The 20941-nt window shown below is 65.0% G+C and carries 22 protein-coding genes; 6 read left to right on the forward strand and 16 right to left on the reverse strand.

Annotated features, from left to right (window positions below; translation table 11 throughout):
- Position 1: 1 nt before the first annotated feature.
- The 6 genes from AWB94_RS02920 to dnaK form a co-directional block, all read right to left on the reverse strand.
- A complete protein-coding gene (locus AWB94_RS02920) occupies positions 2 to 331 on the reverse strand; it encodes a diol dehydratase small subunit (protein WP_062658689.1) in 330 nt (109 codons plus the stop codon).
- The gene (locus AWB94_RS02925; RefSeq protein ID WP_062658690.1) at positions 328 to 2577 is read right to left on the reverse strand and encodes a propanediol/glycerol family dehydratase large subunit; all 2250 of its coding nucleotides are present in this window, start codon (positions 2575 to 2577) and stop codon (positions 328 to 330) included. Before AWB94_RS02925 ends, AWB94_RS02920 begins: the two co-directional genes overlap by 4 nt.
- A gap of 78 nt (positions 2578 to 2655) precedes the next feature.
- Positions 2656 to 3009, reverse strand: a complete 354-nt coding sequence (locus AWB94_RS02930; protein WP_062658691.1) for a heat shock protein transcriptional repressor HspR — start codon at positions 3007 to 3009, stop codon at positions 2656 to 2658.
- 31 nt (positions 3010 to 3040) lie between these two features.
- The gene (dnaJ, locus tag AWB94_RS02935; protein ID WP_062658692.1) at positions 3041 to 4231 is read right to left on the reverse strand and encodes a molecular chaperone DnaJ; all 1191 of its coding nucleotides are present in this window, start codon (positions 4229 to 4231) and stop codon (positions 3041 to 3043) included.
- A 20-nt stretch (positions 4232 to 4251) separates the two neighbouring features.
- Positions 4252 to 4875 (reverse strand): nucleotide exchange factor GrpE, encoded by a 624-nt coding sequence (gene grpE, locus AWB94_RS02940; RefSeq protein ID WP_062658693.1) that lies wholly within the window; start codon positions 4873 to 4875, stop codon positions 4252 to 4254.
- A complete protein-coding gene (gene dnaK, locus AWB94_RS02945) occupies positions 4872 to 6725 on the reverse strand; it encodes a molecular chaperone DnaK (RefSeq protein ID WP_062658694.1) in 1854 nt (617 codons plus the stop codon). The genes grpE and dnaK overlap by 4 nt, the downstream gene beginning before the upstream one ends.
- Before the next feature lie 253 nt (positions 6726 to 6978).
- On the opposite strand from dnaK, the gene AWB94_RS02950 reads away from it, so the two are divergent.
- Positions 6979 to 7236 carry a hypothetical protein gene (locus AWB94_RS02950; RefSeq protein ID WP_084395375.1) on the forward strand — a complete coding sequence of 86 codons (258 nt, stop codon included), beginning with the start codon at positions 6979 to 6981 and terminating at the stop codon, positions 7234 to 7236.
- Positions 7237 to 7887 (forward strand): hypothetical protein, encoded by a 651-nt coding sequence (locus tag AWB94_RS02955; RefSeq protein WP_084395376.1) that lies wholly within the window; start codon positions 7237 to 7239, stop codon positions 7885 to 7887. It begins immediately after the preceding gene.
- Positions 7888 to 7924: 37 nt separating this feature from the next.
- Here AWB94_RS02955 and AWB94_RS02960 read toward each other — a convergent pair whose 3' ends face one another.
- The 5 genes from AWB94_RS02960 to AWB94_RS02980 all read right to left on the reverse strand — a co-directional run bounded on the left by AWB94_RS02960 (position 7925) and on the right by AWB94_RS02980 (position 13580).
- A complete protein-coding gene (locus AWB94_RS02960) occupies positions 7925 to 8734 on the reverse strand; it encodes an SGNH/GDSL hydrolase family protein (RefSeq protein ID WP_064961361.1) in 810 nt (269 codons plus the stop codon).
- Between the two features lie 115 nt (positions 8735 to 8849).
- Positions 8850 to 10298: a dihydrolipoyl dehydrogenase family protein gene (locus AWB94_RS02965; RefSeq protein WP_084395377.1), complete on the reverse strand. Its 1449-nt coding sequence runs from the start codon at positions 10296 to 10298 to the stop codon at positions 8850 to 8852.
- A 44-nt stretch (positions 10299 to 10342) separates the two neighbouring features.
- Positions 10343 to 11203, reverse strand: coding sequence for a 3-hydroxyacyl-CoA dehydrogenase family protein (locus AWB94_RS02970; RefSeq protein ID WP_062658698.1), 861 nt, complete (start codon positions 11201 to 11203; stop codon positions 10343 to 10345).
- Positions 11204 to 11292: 89 nt separating this feature from the next.
- Entirely contained in the window at positions 11293 to 12210 is a 918-nt protein-coding gene (locus tag AWB94_RS02975) for an SMP-30/gluconolactonase/LRE family protein (protein WP_062658777.1), read from the reverse strand.
- A 191-nt stretch (positions 12211 to 12401) separates the two neighbouring features.
- Complete coding sequence (locus tag AWB94_RS02980; RefSeq protein ID WP_062658699.1) at positions 12402 to 13580, reverse strand: family 1 glycosylhydrolase; 1179 nt, start codon at positions 13578 to 13580, stop codon at positions 12402 to 12404.
- A 50-nt stretch (positions 13581 to 13630) separates the two neighbouring features.
- Here AWB94_RS02980 and AWB94_RS02985 point away from each other — a divergent pair, with 50 nt between their 5' ends.
- The gene (locus AWB94_RS02985; protein WP_062658700.1) at positions 13631 to 14239 is read left to right on the forward strand and encodes a TetR/AcrR family transcriptional regulator; all 609 of its coding nucleotides are present in this window, start codon (positions 13631 to 13633) and stop codon (positions 14237 to 14239) included.
- Here the strand turns inward: AWB94_RS02985 and AWB94_RS02990 are convergent.
- Positions 14153 to 15082, reverse strand: a complete 930-nt coding sequence (locus tag AWB94_RS02990; RefSeq protein WP_062658701.1) for a bestrophin-like domain — start codon at positions 15080 to 15082, stop codon at positions 14153 to 14155. The genes AWB94_RS02985 and AWB94_RS02990 overlap by 87 nt on opposite strands.
- Before the next feature lie 62 nt (positions 15083 to 15144).
- Between AWB94_RS02990 and AWB94_RS02995 the strand changes: the two genes are divergently transcribed.
- Positions 15145 to 16116, forward strand: a complete 972-nt coding sequence (locus AWB94_RS02995) for an alpha/beta hydrolase (protein ID WP_084395379.1) — start codon at positions 15145 to 15147, stop codon at positions 16114 to 16116.
- Here the strand turns inward: AWB94_RS02995 and AWB94_RS03000 are convergent.
- Positions 16098 to 17066: a GlxA family transcriptional regulator gene (locus tag AWB94_RS03000; protein WP_062658704.1), complete on the reverse strand. Its 969-nt coding sequence runs from the start codon at positions 17064 to 17066 to the stop codon at positions 16098 to 16100. The two genes, AWB94_RS02995 and AWB94_RS03000, sit on opposite strands and share 19 nt — an antisense overlap.
- Positions 17067 to 17163: 97 nt before the next feature.
- Between AWB94_RS03000 and AWB94_RS03005 the strand changes: the two genes are divergently transcribed.
- Entirely contained in the window at positions 17164 to 17850 is a 687-nt protein-coding gene (locus AWB94_RS03005) for an HD domain-containing protein (RefSeq protein ID WP_062658705.1), read from the forward strand.
- On the opposite strand, the gene AWB94_RS03010 is transcribed toward AWB94_RS03005, so the two are convergent.
- Positions 17845 to 18630, reverse strand: a complete 786-nt coding sequence (locus AWB94_RS03010; protein WP_062658706.1) for an alpha/beta fold hydrolase — start codon at positions 18628 to 18630, stop codon at positions 17845 to 17847. The two genes, AWB94_RS03005 and AWB94_RS03010, sit on opposite strands and share 6 nt — an antisense overlap.
- Entirely contained in the window at positions 18627 to 19604 is a 978-nt protein-coding gene (locus AWB94_RS03015; protein WP_062658707.1) for an alpha/beta hydrolase, read from the reverse strand. The genes AWB94_RS03010 and AWB94_RS03015 overlap by 4 nt, the downstream gene beginning before the upstream one ends.
- Before the next feature lie 54 nt (positions 19605 to 19658).
- Between AWB94_RS03015 and AWB94_RS03020 the strand changes: the two genes are divergently transcribed.
- On the forward strand, positions 19659 to 20312 hold the full coding sequence (locus tag AWB94_RS03020) for a TetR/AcrR family transcriptional regulator (RefSeq protein WP_234811594.1): 654 nt from the start codon (positions 19659 to 19661) through the stop codon (positions 20310 to 20312).
- A gap of 28 nt (positions 20313 to 20340) precedes the next feature.
- Here AWB94_RS03020 and AWB94_RS03025 read toward each other — a convergent pair whose 3' ends face one another.
- A complete protein-coding gene (locus AWB94_RS03025) occupies positions 20341 to 20937 on the reverse strand; it encodes a TetR/AcrR family transcriptional regulator (protein WP_062658708.1) in 597 nt (198 codons plus the stop codon).
- Positions 20938 to 20941 lie beyond the last annotated feature (4 nt).

A 20941-nucleotide genomic window follows, 5' to 3' on the forward strand; every position in this document is an offset into this window, starting at 1 on the left:
GTCAACGCAACAAACCCCGCCTGGCGTACACGGCGGCGGCCTGCGCCACCAACTCGGCACAACGCACGGCGCCACGGTTGTGCAGCGACACCCGCAGCGCTTCCAGTTCGGCGGCGGTGGAGCGGTGCGGCCGCAGCGCCTCGTACAGCGCCATCACCTCTTCGCCGTCGATGAGCGCCAATTCGGCTGCACGCAGAAAGTTCTCGGCCAGTTGCGGGTTGCCGTGCTCCTCGGCGACGACGGCCTGGTGCGCCAGGGTGGCCGGATCCATCCGCAGATCGGTCAGGCTCAACCGGCCCTCGACGGCGGCTGCGACGGTGAACTCGCTCATGCCCGCGCCACCTCCACCGTGACCGGTGCGGCACCGGGTTGGCTGGCGTCGCGCTCCAGGGCCACCAGCGCGACGGCGCGGGCGTGGTAGCGCGCCGAGATGGATTCATCGGTGCCGCCGGTGAGGATCGGTACGGGCGCCATGCCCTTGGCGTGCCGGGCGGCGTTACGGCCGAGTTCACGGTAGTTGCGGGCGGTCAGCAGCGGGGCGACGCTGAACAGTTCCAGGTTGGCCAGCGGGGCCAGATCGCGGCGGTGGATCAGCGCGGTACCTTTGCCCTGCAAGCCGATTCCGATGCCGGAGCCGGACAGCTTGGCCGCGGTCAACCCGATCAGACCGACGTCGATGGTGGAACGCACCCGCACGAACCGGGGCACGCAGCCCTCCTCTTCCAGCCCGGCGGTGATCTGCCGGATCGCCTCGCCGACGGTCAGTCCGCACAGGGTCAGCCAGACGGTGCGGCCCAGCGCCGGCGACAGGCCGATACACACCTCGCGCGGGTTGGCTCCCTGGCGGGCTTCCTCGACCTCGGTGACCACCAGGTGCCCGGCGTACTCGGCCTGGTCCGCGGTGAGCTCGGTGGCGGTGCGAGCCTGCCGGATGTCGTCGATCTCGGCACGGCGCGCGTCGGTGAGCGCGTAACCCGTTCCCGGACCGCGATAGTCGTTCGGATCGGTGATCTTGGACAGCACCCGCATCTGCTCGTCGAAGATGGCCGAGGTCTGCAATTGGTCTCCGCGCAACCGCTCGGCGGTCAGCGCCATGATGGCCTCGGCCTCCGGCGCGTAGCCGGTGCGGTGCAGCGCGGCCGCCACGTCGAACACCGTCAGCTGGCGGGCCTCGATGGCCGCCGCGGCCTCGGCGACAGCCTTCGGGTCACCGGGCGGCATATCGCGCGAATCGTTGGCGACGACGGCGGCGTCGACACGGTCGTCGTCGTAGTCGGCCAGGCCGAGATCGCGGTACACGGCCTGCACCGCGGTCGCGGCGCGGCGGCGGACCCGGGCCAGGTGTTCTTGGCTGACGGTGCGCAGGCCGCCGTCGGCGCCCCAGTCACGTTGCAGCACAAGGAAGTCGTCCATGTCGTCGGCGTTGAAGTTGGACAGCGCGAAGGCGTTGTCGTAGCGCGGGATGGAGCCGAAACCGGAGAAGATGAAGTCGGCCCCGCCCAGTAGCACCGGCAGGGTGTGCGCGCTGCGCCGGACGTCGGACTCGGAGATCAGGTTGTCGTTGCCCGCGCAGGATTCCAGGTCGCGCATCATCACCATCAGGTTCTCGGCGAGCAGTTCCTTCATGCCCTCGGGCACCGAGGACACCACACCGACACCGTCGATGCCGCCGTTCTGCACGCCCTGGGAACCCAGTGCCCTGGCCAGCGACACACAGCGCGATTCCAGGTACAGGATGGAGCACTTCTCCGCCGCGCCCATCAGCACCTCGGCACCACCGCCGCTGGTGACTCGCATCTTCAGGCCGCGCGAAGCGTAGGCGGAGGTGAGAATGGCCTTGGAGAACGGGGTGTCGTCGCCGTCGGTGAAAACCTGCTCGGTGCCGTAGATGGAGATGGTCTCGGCGTAGCTGGTCAGGCCGCGCAGCCCGAGCCGCAGTTCCAGCGCCTCCTCGATGGAGCACTGCGCCATGGCGCCGGGCACCCCGACCTGGGAGCCGATCAGCAGGGCCACCGCGTTCGACGGCGCGTCGCCGAGCACCGGGACCGTCGTCTCGACCTCGCGGAAGCCGTAGGCCACCGCGCTGGCCGCGTCGGCGGCGATGAGCAGCGGGTCGTCGAGTTGGTTGGTGACATGCGCCTGGTTGCTCGGCGTGCGACGGGCCCGCATCTTGGTCATCGCGACCTGCATCTCGGCCGGGGTGAGCACCGCGACGACGCGGGCCAGCTTGGCCGGCGTGGTGCCGGCGATGAGGCGCACCACCTCGGCGCGTGGCACGTTGATGTCCACCGTCATCCGGGCCAGGGTGACATCGTCGAGCGCCATCGCCTCCTCGGCCGCGGTGAGGTCGATGCCGTACAGCGCGATGAATTCGTCGATCACATCGAAGGACTCGGCGGGTTTGCCGTCCAACTCGACGACCTTGCCGTCCCGGACCACCAGTGAGGGCTCGGGGTCGAACGGGCTGTGCATGGCGGCCAGCCCTAGCTCGGGAGCGGCGACGCTGAACCCGTCCAGGTTGACCGGTTTGGCGTCGAGCACACGAAAACGGCCCAGTTTCGGGGAGGGTTCGGCCATGCACCGAATCCTGCCCTGACTGGGCCGTTTTCGTAAAGGTGAGTCAATTTGTCGGGTGAACCCCAACCAAAAGACCGGTCAGCGGACCCGCTTGCCGTGCGGCTGCCACAGCACCACCGCGGTGCTCGGCTTGCGCACCCGCTCCAACTCGGCGGTCAGCTCGGCGACCCGGGCCTGCAGTGCCTCCACCTGGTTGGTCAGCTCGATGATCCGCTTGATCCCGGCCAGGTTGACACCCTCGTCCTGGGACAGCCGCTGGACTTCCCGCAGCAGATCGACATCGTGCTGCGAGTAGCGGCGGCCGCCCCCGGACGTGCGCTGCGGGCTGACCAAACCGAGCCGGTCGTAGGTGCGCAGGGTCTGCGCGTGCATACCGGCCAGCTCGGCGGCCACCGAGATCAGGAACGTGCGGGCGTCGTCCTTCTTGCTCATCGGGACTCCATGTTCTTCGCGCAAGCGCTCATCACAGGTTCCCCGCCCATCCCGCACGCGGATCGAAGCCGCTGGCCCGCTCCGCCTTGGCGTAGGCCTCCAGCGCCTCGGCCGCCTCCCCTTCCAGGTTCGGCGGCACCGCCACCTTCACCGTCACCAGCAGGTCGCCGTGACCACCGGAACGCTTCGGCACACCGCGGCCCCGCACCCGCAGGATGCGGCCGTCCGAGGTGCCCTTGGGCACCCGCACCCCCACCTTGCCTTCCAGCGTCGGAATGGAAAGTGTTGTGCCCAAGGCCAACTCGTGGAAGCTGACCGGAACGGTGACCGTCAGGTCGTCGCCGTCGCGGCCGAACACCTTGTCCGGCCGGACATGCACGGTGACATACAGGTCGCCCGACGGGGCGCCGCGCAACCCCGCCTCACCCTGACCGGCCAGCCGGATGCGCTGACCGTCCTCGACGCCCGGTGGGATCCGGACGTTGATGGTGCGGGTCCGGGTGGTCACCCCGGTGCCCTTGCACTCGTCACACGGGTGCTCGATGATCGACCCGCTGCCGCGGCATTCGGTGCACGGTTCGGAGAATCCGAACGCGCCCTGATTGCGGTTGATCACCCCGGCACCGTTGCAGTTCGGGCAGACCTTCGGGCTGGTACCCGGGCGCGCCCCGCTGCCGTGGCAGTTCGTGCACGGGGCCGGGCTGGTGAGCCGCAACGGCATCGCCACGCCCTTGGTGGCCTCCATGAACGACAGCTCGGTCTCGGTCTCCAGATCGTTGCCCCGGCGGGGCCGGCTCGGCCTGGGCTGCTGTGCGCCCCGGCCGAACAGGCCACCGAACAGGTCGCCGATATTGGCACCGCCGGCCTGGCCGGCCTGGTCGAACAGGTCACCGAGATTGAACTCGGCACCGTCGGAACTGAAGCCACCGCCGCCATACGGATTACCACCACCGCCGCCGCCGAAGCGCCGGCCGAATCCGCCGTTGGCGAAGAGCCGACGGGTCTCGTCGTACTCCTTGCGCTTGGCGTCGTCGGTCAGCACCTCTTTGGCCTCGGAGGCCGCCTTGTAGCGTTCCTCGGCGGCGCTGTTACCGGGATTCCGGTCCGGATGGTTCTCGGCGAGAATCTTGCGCGCGGCGCGCTTGATCTCGTCCTTGGTGGCGCCGGAGGAGACGCCGAGCTCCTTGTAGAAGTCTTTCTCGACCCATTCACGCTGGGCCATGCGTCACCTCCTCTCCGGTGCTAGTTCTCTGATTCTGCGGGTTGTTCTGCGCCGGGCGTGGCATTGACGGCATCCTCGACCGTGTCGACCACCCCGACCATCGCGTGGCGCACCACCTGATCGCCGACCTTGTAGCCCTGGCGCATCACGGTGCCGATCACCGGGTTCGACCCATCACCCTCGTGCTGCACGGCCTCGTGCAGCGCCGGGTCGAACGGGTCACCCTCGGCGCCGAAGGCCGAAAGCCCCAGTCCCTCAAGCGTGCTGACCAGCTTCTCGGCGACCGCCTTGAGCGGGCCGGAATCCAGGTCGCCGTGGCTGCGGGCCCGGTCCAGGTCGTCGAGCACACCCAGCAGCTGGGTGATCACGGCGACCTTGGCACGCTCGGCACTGACCTGCTGGTCGCGCATCGCGCGCTTGCGGTAGTTGGCGAACTCGGCCTGCACGCGCTGCAGATCGGCGGTCAGCTCGGCGATTTTTCCCGTCGCTTCGCTCGCCCCCGACCCAGCGGACGCGTCGGCGGGGGCCGCCTCCCCGGATTCCTCCGGGGAGGTCGGCTCCTGCTCACGGATTTCGCCGGTGACCGGGTCGATGCGCCGTTTGTCGGTGATGGTCACCGGCTCGTGCGAATCGTCCTGACTCACTTGCGCTCCTGATCCTCGTCGACGACCTCGGCGTCCACCACGTTGTCGTCGGCGGACGAACCACCGGACTCACCGCCGGCGGACTGTTCGGCCTGGGTGGCCTCGTAGATGGCCTGGCCCAGGGCCTGGCTCTCGGTGCCCAGCTTCTCCATCGCCGTCTTGATGGCGGCGATATCGGTGCCGGCCAGGGCCGTCTTGGCCTCGGCGATCGCGGCGTCCACCTTGGTCAAGGTGTCCTCGGGAACCTTGGATCCACCCTCGGCGTCACGCTGGTCCTTGACGAACTTCTCCGTCTGGTACACCAGCGACTCGGCCTGGTTGCGGACGTCGGCCTCCTCGCGACGCTTGCGGTCCTCCTCGGCGTGCGCCTCGGCGTCCTTGATCATCCGGTCGATCTCTTCCTTGGACAGGCCGGAGCCTTCCTGGATGCGGATCGTGTTCTCCTTGCCGGTGCCCTTGTCCTTGGCGGTGACGTGCACGATGCCGTTGGCATCGATGTCGAAGGTGACCTCGATCTGCGGGACACCGCGCGGGGCCGGCGGGATACCGGTCAGCTCGAAGGAGCCGAGCAGCTTGTTGTGCGAGGCGATCTCGCGCTCACCCTGGAAGACCTGGATCTGCACCGACGGCTGGTTGTCGTCGGCGGTGGTGAAGGTCTCCGACCGCTTGGTGGGGATAGTGGTGTTGCGCTCGATGAGCTTGGTCATCACGCCACCCTTGGTCTCGATGCCCAGGGACAGCGGGGTGACGTCAAGCAGCAGAACGTCTTTCACCTCACCCTTGAGCACGCCGGCCTGCAGTGCGGCGCCCACGGCCACCACCTCGTCGGGGTTGACGCCCTTGTTGGGCTCCTTGCCACCGGTCAATTCCTTGACCAGGTCGGTCACCGCGGGCATCCGGGTCGAACCACCGACCAGGACGACGTGGTCGATCTCCGAGACGGAGATGCCGGCGTCCTTGATGACCGACTGGAACGGCTTGCGGGTGCGGTCCAGCAGATCCTGGGTGATGCGCTGGAACTCCGAGCGGGTCAGCTGCTCGTCGAGGAACAGCGGGTTCTTGTCGGCGTCGACGGTGATGTAGGGCAGGTTGATCGAGGTGCTCTGCGAGGAGCTCAGTTCGATTTTTGCCTTCTCGGCCGCTTCACGCAGCCGCTGCATGGCCATCTTGTCCTTGGTCAGGTCGATGCCGCTGGTGCCCTTGAACTTCTCCACCAGCCAGTCGACGATCCGGTCGTCCCAGTCGTCACCACCGAGGTGGTTGTCACCGGAGGTGGCGCGGACCTCGACGACACCGTCGCCGATCTCCAGCAGCGAGACGTCGAACGTGCCGCCACCGAGGTCGAAGACCAGGATGGTCTGTTCCTTCTCGCCCTTGTCCAGCCCGTAGGCCAGGGCGGCCGCGGTGGGCTCGTTGACGATACGCAGCACGTTGAGGCCGGCGATCTGGCCGGCGTCCTTGGTGGCCTGACGCTGGGCGTCGTTGAAGTACGCCGGCACCGTGATCACGGCGTCGGTGATGTCCTCGCCCAGGTACGCCTCGGCGTCCCGCTTCAGCTTCTGCAGGATGCGGGCGCTGATCTCTTGGGGGGTGTAGTCCTTGCCATCGATCGCGACCGTCCAGTCGGTGCCGATGTGCCGCTTCACCGAACGGATGGTCCGGTCGACGTTGGTCACCGCCTGGTTCTTGGCGGGCTGACCGACCAGCACCTCGCCGTTGCGCGCGAACGCGACGACCGACGGGGTGGTCCGGGAGCCCTCGGAGTTGGCGACGACGACGGGGTCGCCACCCTCCAGCACTGCGACGACGGAGTTGGTGGTCCCGAGGTCGATACCGACCGCACGAGCCATAGTGGTTGCCTCCTGATTGGCTTGAAAGGATCTGAGTGAACCTCGCTCAAGCCTGCACCTGCCGGCGGTTGCCTGTCAAGCCAGACTTGAGTCTGATGCACTCAAGTTGTCGATTGGGTCAACGGGGCTCCTCGCCGTTTTGTTCCCGCGCCCCGATATCTGTAGGAATCCGCATAACTTGTCGGATTGTCATTTAGTTGTCGGATGCGTGGCGGAAAGTCATCAATGTGTCGGCGTCGGGCACAGTCAGGTTGTGACATCCGCCAGGGGTGCAGCAGCCGAAGTCAGTTACATCGCCGACGACGGTGAGCCGGTCACGGTGGACTCCGGCCGCGTCGATGCCGACCGGGTGGTGCGCGGCCGGCCAGTACGCATTCCGGTGTCGCGGGCGGGACAACCGAACTACTCGGGCCTGTACTGGTCTTCGACGACTCGGGCGCATCTGGTCTACGAGAGCCTGCTGGAACGCGACCGGCTTCTGCTTGCCGATTTCTGCCCGGCCGTCGCATGAATGGCCGCTCAGCGCCTCTGGATGCGCGGGTACGACGGGTCAACGTTCCGCCGTCACGTTCCCGATCTACTGCTGCAGCATCGGAACGGCGCCTTCACCGTGGTCGACGTGAAGCCCGAACGAATGATGAAGAAGCCGAAGGTGATCGACGTCCTGAAGTGGACCGACCGCGTGTGCCGAGAGCGTGGATGGCAGCACGAGGTGTGGTCGGGCACCGACCCTACGGAGCTGAGCAACGTGCGCTTTCTGAGCCTGGCGAAGCGATCCCAATTCGTCGACCGTGCCGCATCCGAGCGTGTGTCCGCGGTCGCGGCGGACCGCATGACCATCGATCAGATCCTTACCAACGTCGCAGGACGGACGCGTCGTCACTCGTTCGGCGGCGATGACTGCGTTGTTGGAGCAGCTTTGGCTGTCGCGATGAGCGACGGACTTGCGTACCCCGTTGTCTGGAACGTCGACGATCACGGTCGGCGTTGCAGCCGCATGAGTTCTGGACGGTTCGATCTGGCGGTCGGAGCCGATCTGTGGTTCGAGGGTGCGCGCTGTGGCGTGTCCATCGCATCGATAGCTGCGGGGTTGAGCTCGTCTCAGATCGGAGCGCGACGCGAGTTCCCTTCGACCGCATCCTTGCCGAAGGACGAACGGTGAAACGAGGCGGAGCCTCGGGACCGTGGGCGAAAGTTCGCTACGCGTCGCGCGGGTCCACTCCGGTGGCGGGCCATCCCCTCGCTTCGAGGTGCTTTTCCAGCATTCCGGCGACGGCACGCATTCCGGACGCCGTCGGGTGATAGGACGCGCCGCCGCGAAACGTGTAATGGAACGAGTTGGTCCAGGGGTCGGCAGACCATGCATGGTGTTCGAGGGAGTTCTGCGCGACGTCGAGGAAGTCGGCGCCGCCGCGGGCCGCGGCGGCGCGCATGGTACTCGAGAGCCTTTGTGCGACCTCACGTCCCCATGCCGCCACCGCCGCGGGCAGCGGATCGGTCGGGACGCTGTCGGGCGGCAGAATGGTCAGGTAGCCGACGATGACAATGCGTGCGTGCGGCGCACGGTCGCGCACCTCCGTAATGAGCGAGACAAGATCTTCGTCGAGCCGGCGGAACCGGTCGTCGAGGCTCTTCGGGTCGGTGAAGTCCTTGAGGCGCCCGCGCGCACCGAGCACCCATCCCAGGGGGCGCGGCAAGCTGGGCAGGGTCAGGCCCAGCCCGTAGCCGACGTCATTGCCTCCGCAGGTGATCGTCACCAGCGATGTCCGGTCGGTAACGGATGCCAGCTGCGGATCGCGGGGGCAGTCACGCTCGCGCAGGATGTCGCCGATGGATGCACCGGAGAAGGTGACATCGGTGAGTTCGAGGAACATGCGGTTGGCCATCAAGTGGGCGTAGTTGATCATCGATCGTCCGGCCAGTAAGGGGCTTGGTTTCACGCGGGGCCGCAGCCCGGGTCCGGCCCCGAAGGAGCTGCCCATTGCCGTGTAATACAGCGGTCCGGTCATGACCGTGGTTTCTGGTGTCGTGCTGTCATGGATCTGTCACCGTTCTGGCGGATGTCGCCGTCTCATTCGGCGCGATCTGCGCCGGGCAAAGCATGAAGTCGAACGTGGCTTGGAGCTATCCGGATTGCATTGTGCGCCAGCCGATGTCGATGTTGAGCTGTTGTGCTGCCTTGACTGCTGCGAGGATGAGTATCTGCGCGTAGGTGGGGAATGACACTGAAACCTGTGCCAATTCATCGACTTTCGTCATGCCCGCTGCTAGCGCGAGGGCGGCAACCTGAACAATCTCGACCGCTCGCTGTCCCACGACGTGACAGCCCAGGATGTCATGGGTGGTGCGGTCGACGATGAGCTTGCAAAAGCCCACCGTTTGTCCGTCGATGATCGCGCGGGTGAGTGCGGCGTAGTCGACGATTGCCGTTTCGACGTCATGGTTCTCACGCGCTTTGAGTTCGGTGAGACCAACCGAGGCGTACTCGGGATCGGTAAAGCTCCCGGTGGGAGTCACATGACTGCGCACCGTCATTCGTGATCCTTTTACGGCGTTGGTCGCTGCGATGAAACCGTCGCGCATGGCCTCCGACGCGAGCAGCAGACGTCCCGTGACGTCACCAGCGGCGAATGCCGTGGGGGCCGACGACTGTAGATATTCATCGACTGCCAAGAATCCGCGTTGTGTCACAGCAATTCCCGCTGCCTCAAGGTTCATGCCGTCGGTATCGGCGCCCCATCCTGCCGCGACGACGATCAGGGCAGCCTCGGCGCTTTGCCTGTGAGAGTCTTTGCAGAAATTCATGCGCACACCCGTCGAGGTCTTGTCGAACGACTCGATCGCACCGAAGCCTTCGTTGACGATTACGCCGGCTTGTCTGAACGCTGCAGCCACTGCTGACGAAATCTCGCGGTCCTCGGCAGCCAGGATGTTGGGCAACGCCTCGAACACTTGGACCCGAGTCCCGAAACTGTTGAATATCGAAGCGACTTGAATTCCCGTGGATCCACCGCCGATGACGATCATCGATGCGGGCACCTCGGTCAACCCCCACGCGTCGCTGTGTGTGCGCGTGTGTTCATATCCGGCGATCGGTAATTTCTTGCTCACGCCACCGGTGCAGAGTATGAATTTATCGGCGCTGAGCCGCAGTCCACTTTCGGTGACCACGGTCTGCGCATCGATGAATTGCGTCAATCCCACGTGCTCGTGGACCACACCGCCCTTTTCTTCGATTTGTTCTCTCAGTGCGGAGTGGCCACGCACGTCATCGCCGACCTCCCGGACGCGGGTAAGCAGGAGCGGGTAGTCGAGGACGGGGTCACTCACCCTGATGCCGTAGGCGCCGAGTTGCCGGGCATCGCGGATGAGGCGCGCGGCATGAGCCAGCGTCCGTACGGGTACTGGACCGTCGTCGGCGGCCATCCCGCCGATCCCGTGTGCAGTGACCATGACAGTCCGAGCACCGAGATCGGCGGCGCGGGCCGCCGCCACGACTCCGGCGGGCCCTCCGCCGATGACAATGACGTCTGCCTCTATTGAGTTCATGTCTGCTTTCCCGGTCGTCATCATCGAGAAGGGGTATCACGTCCTACTTCGCGGTCAATTCCGCACGGTTATGTTGCATAGTCGTAGAAGCCTTTTCCCGATTTGACTCCCAACTTTCCGGCGTCGACGTATTCCTTCAACAAGTCGCGCGACTCGGTGGGAATGTAGGGAAAATGCTTGAGATAGTTTCCTTCGATGTCGAGTGCGACGTCGAGGCCGACGCGGTCCATGAGGCGGAACACGCCGATCTGAAGCCCTGATGCCACCAGGATGTTGTCGAAATCCTGCGGTGTGGCGACGCCTTCGGCCACGACGGCGAGCGACTCACGTTTGATTGCCGCCCATACGCGGTTGATGATGAGGCCAACGCTCTCCTTTCTGGCAACGGCAGTGACGAACCCGTATTTGGGCAGTTCTTCGGTCAGAACATCGAAGATGCGCTCGTCGGTGTGGCCATCGGTCATGATCTCCAATTGCGGAAACTCGGGCGGTTGCCCGTAATGCGTGTTCAGCACGCGCTTGGTGTTCTTCACCTTGCCGATGAGCTCGCTGCTCATGAACGAGGAAGAGTTCGTGCCGATGATCGCGTCAGCATCGGCGAGCTCGTCGATCTGCCCGAGTAGGTCGATCTTCAGCGACTGGATCTCTGGCACCGACTCGACGATGTACCAGGCGTTGCTCAACGCCGACGGTAGGTCGGTGAGGTATTCGAGGGTAGCTGGCGTCGATCCCGGGCGCGTGTCAAGCAGCTTGGGAAGGTGTTCGTCGATGAAATCCTTGGCCGAATCCAACGACGGCTGGGATACGTCATAAAGCTTGACGTGACCACCTTGGGTGGCGAATGTCAGCGCGATCCGTCTGCCGAGGGTTCCCGATCCCAGAACCGTGATTGCGCGTCCCGTCAAATCCTTGGGCGGGGAGTATGTCATGTTGCTTCTTTCGGTTGAGCGTTAGCCGAGTAAACGTCGTGCATCTGACGGATTTGCGTTCGAGAACGGCGGTAGCAGATTCAGGCGCATCAAAGCCCAGCAATACCGGTTATTCCACCCGGTATTTTTGCCACCGTGCGTTCGCCGGTGCCGTCGAGGCTGATCGCTCTGATTTCGCCCGAGAGATCGCCGATGTAGACGGTCCCCGCCTCTTTGTCCACGGCGAGTCCGATCGCCTCGTGATATCCAGCCGACAGCTGCGTGACATCTCCGCCTGGCTGACCCGCGGCGGGGATGTTCGCGCGATTCAAAGTGTTCCCGAGCGGTGGCGCGCCCCGGTCTGTCCAGTAGAGCGTGCCCTCAGCGAGATCGAGACTGAGATCGATCGGCTCGGGCAGCCCCGACCACAGCACTTCGATGCTGCGATCCGATGGGTCTTCATCGCCCGGGTTCAGCGCGGTCCGAAAGATCCGGCCGTCGTTACCCTTCGGCGGTCCCTTCTGAGTCCAGTACAGATAGCCGTTGACCTCGTCCACCGCCACCCCAACGCACTGATTCCGCAGTTGCCGGCGTTGTTCGTCGGTGGTGGCAACGATGACCTCGGCGCGCAGGTCGGAGCCGTCGAGCCGGGCGCTGCGAACCGCCGCGCCCTCGCGATCCGACCAATACAGCCGCCCCGCACGCCAATCGCCGGTCACCTGTTTCCCCGTGACGAAGCTGCCCACCGGCAGCACCATCGCGCGATCCCCACCGTCCACCGATGCACGTTCGATCGAAGCGTTCTTCGTATAGAACTCCAGATCCCGGTCGGACTTCGGTGGCGAATGTCCGTCAATGACGGTTGGCGCTCCCATATTGGTCCAATAGAAGTACTTATCCGGTCCGACGGTTACCCCATCGGGGAAGTCTCCGACACCGCTGATCAATACCGACGCGGTTCCATCGGCGATGTCGACCTTGAAAATCGAACTGTTCGCGGGACTCAGGGCAATCAAGAACTGAAACATCATGTTCCTCTCTGGGAATCGGGATCGGGATCGGACCGAAGTGCTATCGGGGCCCGGGGATCGCCGACGGTGATGGCCCACGTCGTCGCGGCTGCCGTTCCTCCACTGTGCCGCGCGATGGTCGTAGTAGCCAGCGACTTCTGGCCACATGTTGCCAAGAACGCGCCCCGCGACAATCGGCCGTTCATCATTCAGCCCGGTGTGGGGGCGAGGGCACCGAGCCACGCCAGGGAGGGTTTGGGGTGCCTGGCGAAGGTGGCCCGGTCGACGGCGACCAAGCCGAATGTTGGTTCCCACCTTCCCCATTCATAGTTGTCCAGCAGGCTCCAATGCAGATAGCCGCGTACGTCGACGCCGTCGTCCATGGCTGCGCGCAGTGCCTGAAGTGCTTGGGTGGTGAAGCGGATTCGCTCGTCGTCGTCTGCGGTGGCGATGCCGTTTTCTGTGACGATGATCGGCACGTCGCCAACCACGCGCGCCGCTCTGCGGACGGCTCCGCCCAATGCGTCGGGATAGCTCTCCCAGCCCGTCTGGGTCAGCGTGGCTCCCGGGGTGAGATAGACCTGGGCGTGCCCGTCGCTGTTCTTGATTCGGCCGCGAGTGTAGGCCTGCACCCCCACCCAATCGTCGCCGCGGGATGCCTGCAGGAAGACCTCGTCGCGAGGGTGGACGTAGTCGGCGACCAGCGATTGGGCGTCGGGGTCGGGCTGGTAGTCCTGAACGGAGACACCCCACCCGGTCAGCACCGACGGATGGTTGCGCTTCAGGTGTTGCCGCGTGGCGTCGTGCAGCTCGAGCATGACGGCGCTGATCTGCCGGTCCGGCACGGGCAATCCAGCGGACAAGTCGGTCGCCCCGGCAGCAAGCACCGCAACGATGTTGGGCTCGTTGATCGTCTCGATCCGCTCGACGCCGCACTCGAGCACCGGAGCCACGGCGTCGACGTAGCGCAGAAAGCGGTCGATGGCATCCGGTCGTCGCCAGCCACCGGAACGGGAGAACCACATCGGCAGGGTGAAGTGATGCAGTGTTGGCAGCGGCCGCAATCCGAGTTCGTCGGCGCGCTGGACGATTCGCCGGTAGTGCTGCACGTTGGCGACGGACAGGCGGCCGTCGGCGGGTTCGATGCGCGACCACTCGATACCGAAGCGGAAATCGTGCATGCCGGCACCGGCGGCGAGCTCGAGATCCTCGTTCCAGCGGTGGTAGCCGTCGACGGCATCGCCGGACGGCTGCGCGATGGGGCTGTCAGCAGCTGTCTCGAGGGCCCACCAGTCGCTGGCGAGATTGTTTCCCTCGCTTTGATGCGCGCCGATGGAGGTGCCCCACAAGAACCCGGGCGGGAAGGTGTCGCTGGATAGCGCGGTCATAAAAACAGAGTATCACTAGGTTTTCAATGAACCGCTGTAGATTTGCTGTCATGACTGCCAAAGAAGGCCGAGGCCCCTACGCCAAGGGCGTCCTAAAACGCGGAGAGATCCTCACCGCGGCGCTGGCGGCCTACGACGAGCACGATGGCGCCGGCCCGTCGATGAAGGCGATCGCAGCGCGGGTGGGCCTCAGCGAACAGGGCCTCTTGCACTACTTCGGCAGCCGCGAAGCGCTGTTCACTGCGATTTTGGCCGAGCGTGACCGGGTCTATCGGCAGACCTATGACGTCGGCAAGCCGATCGAGGATCTGCTCGAGGCCGTCCGGCTGCAAGTGCAGACGCCGGGTCTGTCACGTCTGTACGTGGCGATGGCCGCGACCGCCGCCGACCCGCAGCGACCACCGCACCGTTACTTCACCGAGCACTTCAAGACCCTGACCGAGGACATTGAGAAAATGCTTCTTGTGCAACCGGATTCGCTGACCTCTCCAGCCCAGGCGCTCGGCGATGTCGACAGATTGACGTTCATCACGAGGATTTTGATCGCCGCAGCCGATGGCTTACAACTACGTTCACTGATCGACGATGACCTCGACGTCGTGGCCGACCTCGGCCGGCTCGTCGCCGTCCTGCAAGCCCTGATCGGGTCGCAGGGGTGATGAGCTCTCATTGTGCTGGAGCATGATCTTCAGCACGTTGCGCAAATTAGTGCTGGAAATGTCAAAGATCCCTTCGTATGGGTTCACCATGTCGACGATCCAGAACAGCATGCTGCTGAGAGTCACTGCACATAAACCGATCATGATGATTGCGACGGCGTTCGTCGGGGCACGCAGGCCGAAGCATACGAAGATGATCATCAGCCAGAAGAGGAGCACTATCAGGAATGCAGAGGGTATCGAGTTCCGGGGGCCCAGAAGCAATGCCCATCGAGCTCGGGCGAATTCCTGATACTGGTCGAAGCAGTCCGCTGCCAACTTCTGCCGCGCCGTGTCGCTGGGTTCAAGTCGAAGGATGTCCAACTTGATGCGGTTCAACTGCTCACTGAGCACCAGCCCGGCGCGCTCACGAGACATGGCACCCACGTCCGGATAACTGACGCCACGCGGACCCGGTTGGGTCCGCCAACAGTTGGCGATCGCGCCAGCGGTAAAGCTCTGCAGTCGATGGCGCATCGGTTCGGATTCCGGGCCGTAATTACGCAAGCACTGGTCGAGCCGGATCAACTGTGCTGCGTAAAGCGCCCAATGGTCGGCGGTAGCGTCGACGAAACTCTTCGCTGCGTTGATGAATAACCCCATCACGATGGCTGCTGTCGTGGTGAGGAACGCGGTGATCACACTCATGAAGTTCATGGCGTCGTCGAGCGTCCGGGGTGCCAGAACCCGAGACTTCAACAAGAAGCCCAGCCCAGCGCTTGCACACAGCACCGTCAACGCGGCTAGCCCCCACCAAAACCCCGACGTGGACGCGAACAAATCCTTTGCGGCTCTTGCCTTCATAGTCCTTCTCTGTGTCAACTTGTCTGCCGTGGTCCTACAAACCCTAGTGTTACTCTGTTTTCATGACCGGGTCGACCGTCGCGCCCATCAGCTGGTGTCGCACCTGGGTGTGGCCTGGTTCGCGGATAGTGCGAGCACTGTTCGAATCCCGCCGGTCCGTCACACCGCCACCCACCATCGCGGAGATCCGGAAGCGGGTCACCGTGTGGCCGACCGTCGCAATAACTGCCGAATTGGCGCCCGCGGCAAGGCTGTCCATCTACAGTCCGGTGGGCGCCGATGCGTGCGCGGTGGTGTTGTGGGTGCACGGGGGCGGCTTCATCGCCAACTCGGCTGCCGGTGTCGCCGACTTCGCCGCGATGATCGCTGACCAGGGGTACGTGGTTGCGTGCCTGGACTACACATTGGCGCCGGGCGCTCGGTATCCGGTCCCGATCATCCAGGGAAACGCCGCGCTTGCCTACATCGCGTCTCACATCGCCTCCTACGGCGGCGACCCCACCCGGATCTTTCTCGGCGGCGACTCGGCCGGAGCACAGATCGCCAGCCAACTCGCAGCGATGCAGACCAATCCCACCCTGGCCCGACGGGTCTCCATCCACCCAGCACTGCGCAACGGGCAGCTGCTCGGAGTCGTCCTGTACTGCGGGTTCTACGACATGTGCACGGTGAAGTCGAGCGGATTCCCCGCCCTCCGTACGTGTCTGTGGGCCTACACCGGCCACCATGATTGGCTGCGGGCACCGTTCATCGACGAGCTGTCCACCGCGCAGCACCTCACCCACAACTTCCCGCCGGCCTTCATCACGGTCGGGGACGACGATCCTTTCGAAGGGCAGAGCAAGGAGTTCGCCGAGGCGCTCGCCGCGCATGGCGTCCGCGCCGACACGCTGTTCTGGACGGGTTCCGGCGCCGGCCTCGGCCACGAGTACCAGTTCGACTACCGACTTCCGCAAGCACAGGCAGCGCTGCGACCCACGCTGAAATACCTTGAATCGAACGCATCGCCGCCCTGTCAGTCCACTGGGGCGTGACTGGAGCGGTATCTCAGCGGCGGGACTCCGACGCTGCGGACGAAGTGGTAGCGCAGTGCGGCGTGGGAGGCGAATCCGGCTTGTTCTGCCACGCGGTCCATCGGCAGCCGGGTGGACTCCAGCAGCCGGCGGGCGCGGTCGATGCGCATCTGCAGGAGCAACTGAATGGGCGTCGTTCCGAGCTGCTCGCGGAAGTGTCGGTTGAGGCTGCGCACGCTCATCGACGCGTGGCCGGCGATGCTCTCCAGATCCAGCGGTTCGAGCACGTTGTCCGCCATCCACCGGATCGTCGCCGACAGAGGATGCGAATCGTTCTGCGGCCGTGCGGGTTCGATGAAAGGCGTCTGGCCACCGTCGCGCCAGCTCAATAGCACCAGCCGCCGGGCGGTGCGGCCCGCGAGGTCGGACCCAGCGTCTTGGCGAATCAGATGCAGGCACAGGTCGAGGCCGGCCGCGCCCCCGGCCGAGGTCAGGATGTCACCGTCGTCGATGAACATCGCCGAGGCATCGACCTCGACGTCATGGTGACGGCGGGCCAGCTCCCCGGCCCATTGCCAATGTGTGGTGGCGCGTCTGCCGGTGAGCAATCCTGCCGCGGCGAGGGTGAAGGCACCGACACAGACCGACCCGATGCGGGCTCCCGCGGCGAAGGCCGCTCGCAGCGCCTCGACCACCTCGGGATCGGGTCGATCGAGGAAGTCCCGCGTCCCCGGCACGATCACGACGTCGGCGGTCGCGACCTCGTCCAAACCGAAGTGGGTCCGGATGTCGACCGCGCCCCAGTCCGTCGTCGTGCTGACAGCACGGCCGGCCGCAGCGATCCGAACGTCATAGCGCGGCGGTTCGGACGGCTCCTCAGCCAACGCCACATTGGCCATCCCGAACACCTGCCCAGGCATCATCAACTCGAAGCCCAGGACCTGCTCACATCCAAGAACGCAGATGATCATCTGGCCAGATCCTTACATTAGATGGCCAGCTGGCCACTCGCCTGATTCGACCGCAACGTCGCAGAATCAAGGGACCAGCCTCCGACGAAGGGCCCTCGTGAGCATCCCCGACGACACCGCGGCCGAACACTTCGGCCTGCCCGACTCCGCCGTAGCGACCGCGGCCCGCAAGTTGGTTCACGACGTTTCTCCCGACTGCATCTACAACCACACCGTCCGTAGCTATCTGTTCGCCCGAGAGCTGCTGGTGGTCAACGGGCCACCCGACGACCATGACGACGAACTGCTCTTCCTGGCCTGCATCCTGCACGACCTCGGCGCCACTGAGCATGCGAACACCGACCAGCGCTTCGAGGTCGATGGGGCCGACGCCGCTGCGCTGTTCCTTCGAGCGCAGGACCTTGACGCCACACGGATCGAGACCGCGTGGACAGCCATCGCGCTGCACACCAGTGTCGGATTGGCCCACCGGTTCGGGCCCATCCCCGCCGCCGCGCACATCGGCATCTCCACCGACATCGTCGGCGCGATGCGTCATGCGCTTCCCGACGGGTACGCCGAGCGCGTGCACGCCACCTGGCCCCGATACGACCTCGGATACGCACTCGCCGAAATCATTGCCCGGCAGGCGGAACGCAACTCCGCCAAGGCTCCTCCCCTGAGCTTTCCGGCGCACGTACTCGGCCTGCTATCGCCCGGCAATGCTTCGGCCACCTGGATCGACCTCATCGACGGCGCCGGGTGGAACGATCGCCCGACCGCCGCATGGCAAAGGACGTCATGACCGCGGGTGCTCGGACGGGGACAGTGTTGTCACGAACTCGATGATCAGGTTGGCGAGCTCGGCGGGCCGTTCGAGCGGGATCAGGTGACCGGTCGCGGGGACGATGACAACGCTCGCCCGGGCAAGGTAGGGCAGCAGATGGTTGCGCAGTACCTCAACGGGTTCGACGATGTCCTTTTCCCCGGCGACCACCAGCACGGGGACCTGTACGCGTTGCGTGTCAGCCACGATGTCTTCCGCAATCCCACGCAACGGCCACTCCGCGCGCGCCTCATCGGCACCGGAGCCGGAATCGGCAAGGACTCGCGCCTTGGCAACCGCGGATAGCACTGTCGCGGTGAGGATTTGGTCTCGGGCGTGGTCGACGGAGTCAACGGTGTCGTATGCGTGCGACAGCGTCTGCTGGTAGTCCGGGGTGATGCCAGGCGGTGGCGCCGCCGGAGCCGGCGCCACCAGAACCAACCCGCGCAGACCGGGCGGGCGCGTGGCACCGATCAATTGAGCAACCTTGCCGCCCATCGAGTGCCCGACGACGACGAAGTCGGTCACTACCTCCGCGGCCAAGATCGCCGCCACATCCTCGGCGCACTGCGCCAACGAGTAGGGTCCCGGCAGCGCCCGAGACCGGGCCCAGCCGCGGAAGTCGATTGCCAGCAGGTCGCGGCCAACGAGACACTCGGCGACCGCGTCCCAGGTCCGCGCAGACCCACCCCAGTAGTGCAGGAACACCAGCGTCGGTCCTGCACCCGGGGTGCGGTCATAGCTCGGCAGCTGGCTCATGCCGGGCGGGCGCCCGAGTTCGCCGTGACGAATTCGGCGATGGCGTCCTGCATCTGGGTCAGACCCGGCTCCTCGAGCGGATAGTGCCCCGCGTTGGTCAGCATGACTGTTCGCACCGGCACGCGGGTGATCTGCGATATGACCGGCTGGCTGAACTCCAGTGGCGACCAACGGTCCTCGGCCGGTTGAGTCAGCAGTACCGGACACGCGTCGAAGTCACGCGGTTCGACTGCCGGGGTGTAGCTCATATAGTTCGCGAGGAAGCGGATCGGCACCCAGTTCCCGCCCGAAGTCCGGTCGGCGATCATGATCTTCAGTGCCTGAGGATCATTGGTCAGCGCCGACATCTTCGACGCCACGGTCATCGGGATCTTTACTCGCGCTGCCGGGGTGTGAGCGAGCAACTCCATCACCGGCATCCCGATACGCGACGTGGGCACGTCGTGAGACGTCTGGTCGCGCACCTTCTGGACACGCTGATCGAGGAACGTCATGCCCACGATGCCCCGCAACGTTCCCTTGGGAGCCTTGGCGGCCACGTGATACGTCAGCATGCCGCCGGCGCTCAGTCCGTAGAGGATGATCGGCCGGTCGTCGCGAGACTGTTCGTAGGCCAGGAAGTCCACGACGAGGTCGACCCAATCGTCGTAGGAGACCACGGCTCCCGGCCGAACCTGGGTGAGTCCGTACCCGAGGTTGTCCAGAGCGACCGTCTCGAATCCGCGTGCCGCCAATGGGGCACCGACGATCAGGCTCATCTGCCGACCGTTGGTCCCGACGCCGTGGTGCAACACGATCTTGGCGGGCGCATCGGGATTGATGTAGCGATCCAGATGAACGTGGTGCCCGCGCCACTCCCAGAACTCTTCGGCAGGACTGTTCGCCTCGGTCAGGCGCAGCCGTTCAGGCAGGAATGCCTGCAGGTCGCGCCATGCCCGCTGGTCGCGGTAGTAGACAACAGGAGGTGTGCTCATCATCGGCTCGCATTCACGTAGACGGAGATTTATGGAATTGATTCCACTGTTGGAGTGTACTCCATTTCCGGAGCTAGTAATGTGACGCCGGTGGTTCGAGGCAGCGATACCCGCACCGCCCGCCGGGTTGCCGCCAACCGGGAGGCGATCCTCGACGCGGCAGAGGAGTTGCTCGTCGAAGGCGGCGTGGATGCCATCACCGTGGACGCCGTCGCTGAGCGCGCCGATGTCGCCCTACAGACGGTGTACAACCGGGTGGGGCGTCGCCCTGAGGTGTTGGTCGCCGTCGCCGAACGCGCGGTAGAGGACAACCGCCGCTACATGGATGCAGCATTCGCCGTTGAAGGAACGCCGTTAGATCGATTCACGGCCGTGGTGGCGGCATACGTCCGGTTCGCCCAGGAACGGCCGCACCACTTCGAGGTGCTCAGCAACCCGCCCAATGAACCTGGCGCGCTGCAACCCATCGCCGCGAAAATCGACGAACAAATGGCCACGCTGGCCGAGCTGGTGGCCGCCGGGATAGCTGACGGCAGCTTCACGTCCTCGATAGATCCGGCCGATGCCGCAGTCGCCTTGTGGGCGATGATGGACGGCGCTCTTTCGCTACGTTGGCGCGCTGACCGGAACGTGACCGACCCGCAGAGACTTCACGACATTATCGCCACCGCGCAATCCCTGGTTGTCAACGGATTACGGTCGCGCTGAAAGGATATCCAGGTCTCCGCCGTTTCTGTCAGCGACAACAGTCGAGGCGCTCGAGGACAGCGTCGACTGCGCGTTCCAAGGGAGCCGAATCTTGTTGGAACTGGCTGAGTACCACGCCGCCAAGCAGCGTTGCCACCGTTACGGTGGCCAGATTGTCCGCATCGACATCGAGGTTCAACTCCCCGCTCTGGAGCATCGCGCGGTACCCATCGCGAACATCGCGTTCAAATTGCCCAAGTCGTTCGACGGCATAGACGTACAGCTTGTCGTCGAGGACTGCACTTCCCGGCGCCAGGATTGGGCATCCGTTGTGGTGCAACGTCCTTCGGTATCGATCGACCAACTCACAGCACCACGCCCGCATTGCATCGATCGACGTGAAGTCGCCAATCATGGGGTCGGCACTGGCCTCTTGGCCGTCGACGTCAACGACCGCCAGCAGTAGGGATTCCCGGTTGGCGAAGTAGTGATAGATCTGTGAGCTACTGACCCTCGCCTCTGCACGGACGTCCTCGAGGGTCATCCGCGCTATACCCCGGACGCCGATGATTCGCGAAGCCGCCTCCACGATGCGCTGGCGGGTCCGCTGCCCTTTCGGAGTGAATTCTGTCGAGTGCCCGGTCATGACG

This window comes from Mycolicibacterium canariasense (genome assembly GCF_002101555.1).
GTDB lineage: Bacteria > Actinomycetota > Actinomycetes > Mycobacteriales > Mycobacteriaceae > Mycobacterium > Mycobacterium canariasense.